4 protein-coding genes are annotated in these 3843 nt (G+C 61.5%); 1 reads left to right on the plus strand and 3 read right to left on the minus strand.

Annotation, left to right across the window (positions count from 1 at the left end; translation table 11 throughout):
• Positions 1–36 precede the first annotated feature (36 nt).
• Positions 37–1245, plus strand: a complete 1209-nt coding sequence (locus tag ADADOO_RS06750) for a tetratricopeptide repeat protein (RefSeq protein WP_511276105.1) — start codon at positions 37–39, stop codon at positions 1243–1245.
• Between the two features lie 8 nt (positions 1246–1253).
• Here the strand turns inward: ADADOO_RS06750 and ADADOO_RS06755 are convergent, their stop codons facing one another.
• From ADADOO_RS06755 to ADADOO_RS06765, 3 genes are all read right to left on the minus strand, one after another.
• On the minus strand, positions 1254–2222 hold the full coding sequence (locus ADADOO_RS06755; protein ID WP_511276107.1) for a hypothetical protein: 969 nt from the start codon (positions 2220–2222) through the stop codon (positions 1254–1256).
• Between the two features lie 81 nt (positions 2223–2303).
• On the minus strand, positions 2304–3665 hold the full coding sequence (locus ADADOO_RS06760) for an ATP-binding protein (RefSeq protein WP_511276109.1): 1362 nt from the start codon (positions 3663–3665) through the stop codon (positions 2304–2306).
• The coding region (locus tag ADADOO_RS06765) for a winged helix-turn-helix domain-containing protein (protein ID WP_511276111.1) at positions 3662–3843 on the minus strand (182 nt) is incomplete at its 5' end. The genes ADADOO_RS06765 and ADADOO_RS06760, both read right to left, overlap by 4 nt.

Raw genomic sequence — 3843 nt, forward strand, 5'->3', positions numbered from 1 at the left:
GCCTCCTCAAACACAAAGTAGTCTGGTGGAAAATTTATGTCATTTGTTTTGATCGCTGTAACCAGTGTCGTTGTTTCCTTGCTATTGCTCTGGGCAATGGAAAAGTATGTCTCAAAAAAAGGCCAGAGGATGGACGTCGCGGCCGAATTGCGCGATTTGCTGATTGCGAGAGCTGACGGTCGTATCGATCAGGCGGAGTTCGAGCGTCAGCAAGTGGCACTGCATGCCGCCGTATTGCAGACTCCGCCCGGTGTGTTGCAACCGGGCAAGCCGGCTTATTTGCGCTGGCTGATTCCCGCATTGCTCGCTTTTCTGGTCGCTGGAGGCGTTTATTGGGGAAAATCGTCCCCGAACAGCCAGCCAACGGCTAGTGTCGAAGACTTCGCCAAACTGCCGGAAGTGAAACAGGGTGGCCAGGCGGGTAGCGGTGGCGATCTGAATACGGTGGTCAAAAAACTGGCCGAAAAGATGGCCAATGATCCTTCGAATGGCGAGGGTTGGTTGCTACTTGCCAAGACCTACAGTGAACTGCGACGTCATGCCGACGCCGATGCGGCCTACGACAAGGCGTCAGCGCTGGTTACCCTGGATGCGGCAGCCTTGGCCGACTGGGCTGATGCGCACGTGATGGCCAAGGATCGCAAATGGGATGATCAAGGTCGCAAGATCGTCAAGCGCGCCGTGGCTGCCGACCCGAAGCACCTTAAAGCCCTGGCCTTGGCCGGTAGTGAGGCTTTTGATCGTGCTGACTACAAGGCGGCGATTGATTTCTGGAAGCGGATGAAGGCTGCGGCAGCGCCAGATTCGATGGACAGCAAGCTGGCTGATGCCAATATTGCCGAGGCCAATGCCATGCTCGCCGGCAAAAAGCCTGCTGCTGCCGTGGCCGAACCTGCCGTGAAGACTGGCGTTGTGGCCGGCGTTGTCACCCTGAATGCGAAACTCAAGGGCAAGGTTTCGGCTGAGGATACGCTGTTCGTGACCGCCAGGACACCGGATGGTACCGGGGCTCCGCTTGCGGTCTGGCGCTACAAGGGATCGGACTTTCCGGTCGAATTTCGACTTGACGACAATTCAGCGATTATGCCCGGGCGCACAATTTCCCAGTTTTCTGAAGTACTCGTGACGGCCAAGGTGTCGAAGAGTGGTAGTGCCGAGCCGGGCAAGGGCGACTTGCTGGCTACTCCGGTCAAGGCCAGACTGGGCTCAACGACATTGGTCGTTGAATTGAACGCCGAGCGCTGATCGCCTCTTCAGGCCGGGAAGTGCGCCGGAAAGAGCGGTGCCCGGCCGGTGGCCAGGTAATTCTTGCAGCGTTCGATGTATTCCAGGGTGCTTTTCGGCATGGCCGTTCTGGCCCGGGAAATATAGAAAATGAGGTCGCGCCCCTGGCGGATGAGTTGCAGTCCGTCCGACAGGTTGTAGGTGAATGGGGCGCTGTATGCACCCGGCCCGGTTAGCAGGGTGATGTCGGCGAGCCGTTCGCCGGCCGTCACCATGCGCGACCAGACGTCGAAGATGTCGGCGTCGGTGCGGAGCGTTTCGGTTTTGATCTTGGCCGCAATGGCGAGGTCGCGGATCGGGCCTTCAATGTCCGAAAAGGCGGGAATCCCGCTGAAATTGTCGATCATCGTGTTGGAGATCAGGTCAATGTCGCGCAGGACTCGGCCGATCTTGATGTAGCGACTTTCGTAGAAGTCTTCGAGGGGAATCGAGAAGGCGCGGAACGGTTCGCCCCACAGTTCGTCGATGCCTTCTTCGCCACTGCGGTGCATGACGCAGCGGCCGAGTTCCATGGCTTCGAGCAGGCATTTGCCGCATTCGCGCATGAGCGGGTTGTCGCTGAGGATTTCGATGCCGCAGGCCTGCAGTTCGACCAGCTTACGGAATATGTCGGCCGCCCGGTTGAACAGGGCACCGGCCAGCATGGCGCCCTTGACACGTTTGCGCGCCGGGTCGGTTTCCGCTTCGTAGGTGTTGCGTGCTTCGTTCAGACGGGTACCGGGAATGTTCAGGCCGTGCTCGGTGTGGTTGAACAGGCGCCGGGTCAGCGCATCGATCAGGCGTTTTTTGGCTTCCAGGGTGTCGGCGGGGACGGGGTAGGTCTTGATCCAGTAGCCGTCGTAGAACACGCGTTCGAGCCCGTCGATAATGCGGCGGGTTCCTTCGGGCGGGGTGTCGGTGGCGCTCGGTACTTGGGCCAGTTGGTGCACTGTGGTCATGATCATCTGCAGAAGAGCTTTGCTACGGCTCGGTCAAGTTCGCTGAACATTGGCCGGTCTGTCGTTTGCCGCATACCCGGATCAGGGCATTGCAGGGCGAGCCGGGAATTGTACCGTGACCAATAGGCCTTTTGGCGTAATTGATGTGTCGAGTTTCAGTGTGGCGCCATGGAGTTCGGCGATGCGGGCGACGATGGCCAGCCCGAGGCCGCTGCCTGGCTGGTTGCCCTGATTGAGGCGGTGGAAGCGGCGCAGTACGGATTCGCGTTCGTCGACGGGTATGCCCGGGCCGCTATCGGCGACCGATAAGCGGACGCAGCGCTGGTCCCGAACAATCCCGACGCGCACCTGACCGCCTTTCGGCGTGTAGCGAACGGCGTTATCGACGAGGTTGCGGATCAGCACCCCTAGCCATTCGGCTTGCCCGGTCACTTGACTGTCAGGGTTGGCGGCGAGGTCGAAATCGATATTTTTGGCGAGAATCTGCGGGCCGAGGTCGGCACAGACTGCTTCTGCCAGTTTGCCCAAATCGACGGCTTGGGGGGCGGGCAGGCCGGATTCGGGGTCGAGGCGGGCCAGGTGCAGCATCTGGTCGACGAGGTGGGCGGCGCGGGTCAGGCCGCTTTGCAATTGGTTCAGCGAGCGGTCGCGTTCGTCGTTGTCGCGGGCCCGCTGGGCGACCTGCAATTGGGCTTGCAGGGCGGCGAGCGGGGTGCGCAGTTCGTGGGCGGCATCGGCGGTGAAGCGGCGTTCGGCTTCGATGGTGTGTTCGACGCGCCGGAAGAGGCCGTTGAGGGCTTCGAGCAGGGTACGGATTTCTTCCGGGGCGGCAGCGGGGTGCAGTGGTTGCAACTGCTGCGGGTGGCGGCTGGCGATCTGGTCGGCGATGCCATCCAGGGCGGCGAAGCCGCGTCGGGTGGCAAGCCAGACCCAGAGGCCGATCAGCGGCAGGCCGAAGAGCGCCGGGAAGAGTAGGCGCCAGGCAATGTGGCCGATCAACTCGTCGCGGAGATGGTGGTTCTCGCTAACCTGGACCTGGAGACTGTGGTCGTCATTCCATTGGCTGAAGTGGCGCCAGTGGCCGTCATCGCCGAGGCGGGTTTCGGAAAAGCCGGTTTCCACGGTCAACGGCAATTTCGGGGCATTTTTGGAGCGCATGAGCAGCGTGCCGTCGGCCCGCCAGATCTGGAAACGCATGCGGCGCTGGTATTTGTGCGTGGCGTCGCCAAGATCTTCGATGTCCTCGCCCTCGTCGTGGCTGGCCAGGGCGAGCAGGGTCTGGGCGGCCTGGCTCAGTTGGGCGTCGAATAGTTCGTCGACTTTATGGTGGGCGTCGATGTAGCTGAAAACCATGGTGACCAGCCAGGCTGCAGCGACGCCGCCGAGCAGCAGGCCGAGCAGGCGGCGGCGCAGCGAGAACCAGACGGTGGCTTGGCCGCTCATTTGGGGATGGTGTAGCCGACGCCGCGCAGGGTGCGGATGAGGTCGCCACCGAGCTTTTTGCGCAGGTGGTGGATGTGCACTTCGAGGGCGTTGCTGTCCGGCTCGTCGCGCCAGCCATAGACCGATTGTTCGAGCTGGGTGCGGGTCAGGACGCGGCCGGCGTTTTCGAGCAGCATCT

This window comes from Azonexus sp. (assembly GCF_036170495.1).
GTDB lineage: Bacteria > Pseudomonadota > Gammaproteobacteria > Burkholderiales > Rhodocyclaceae > Azonexus.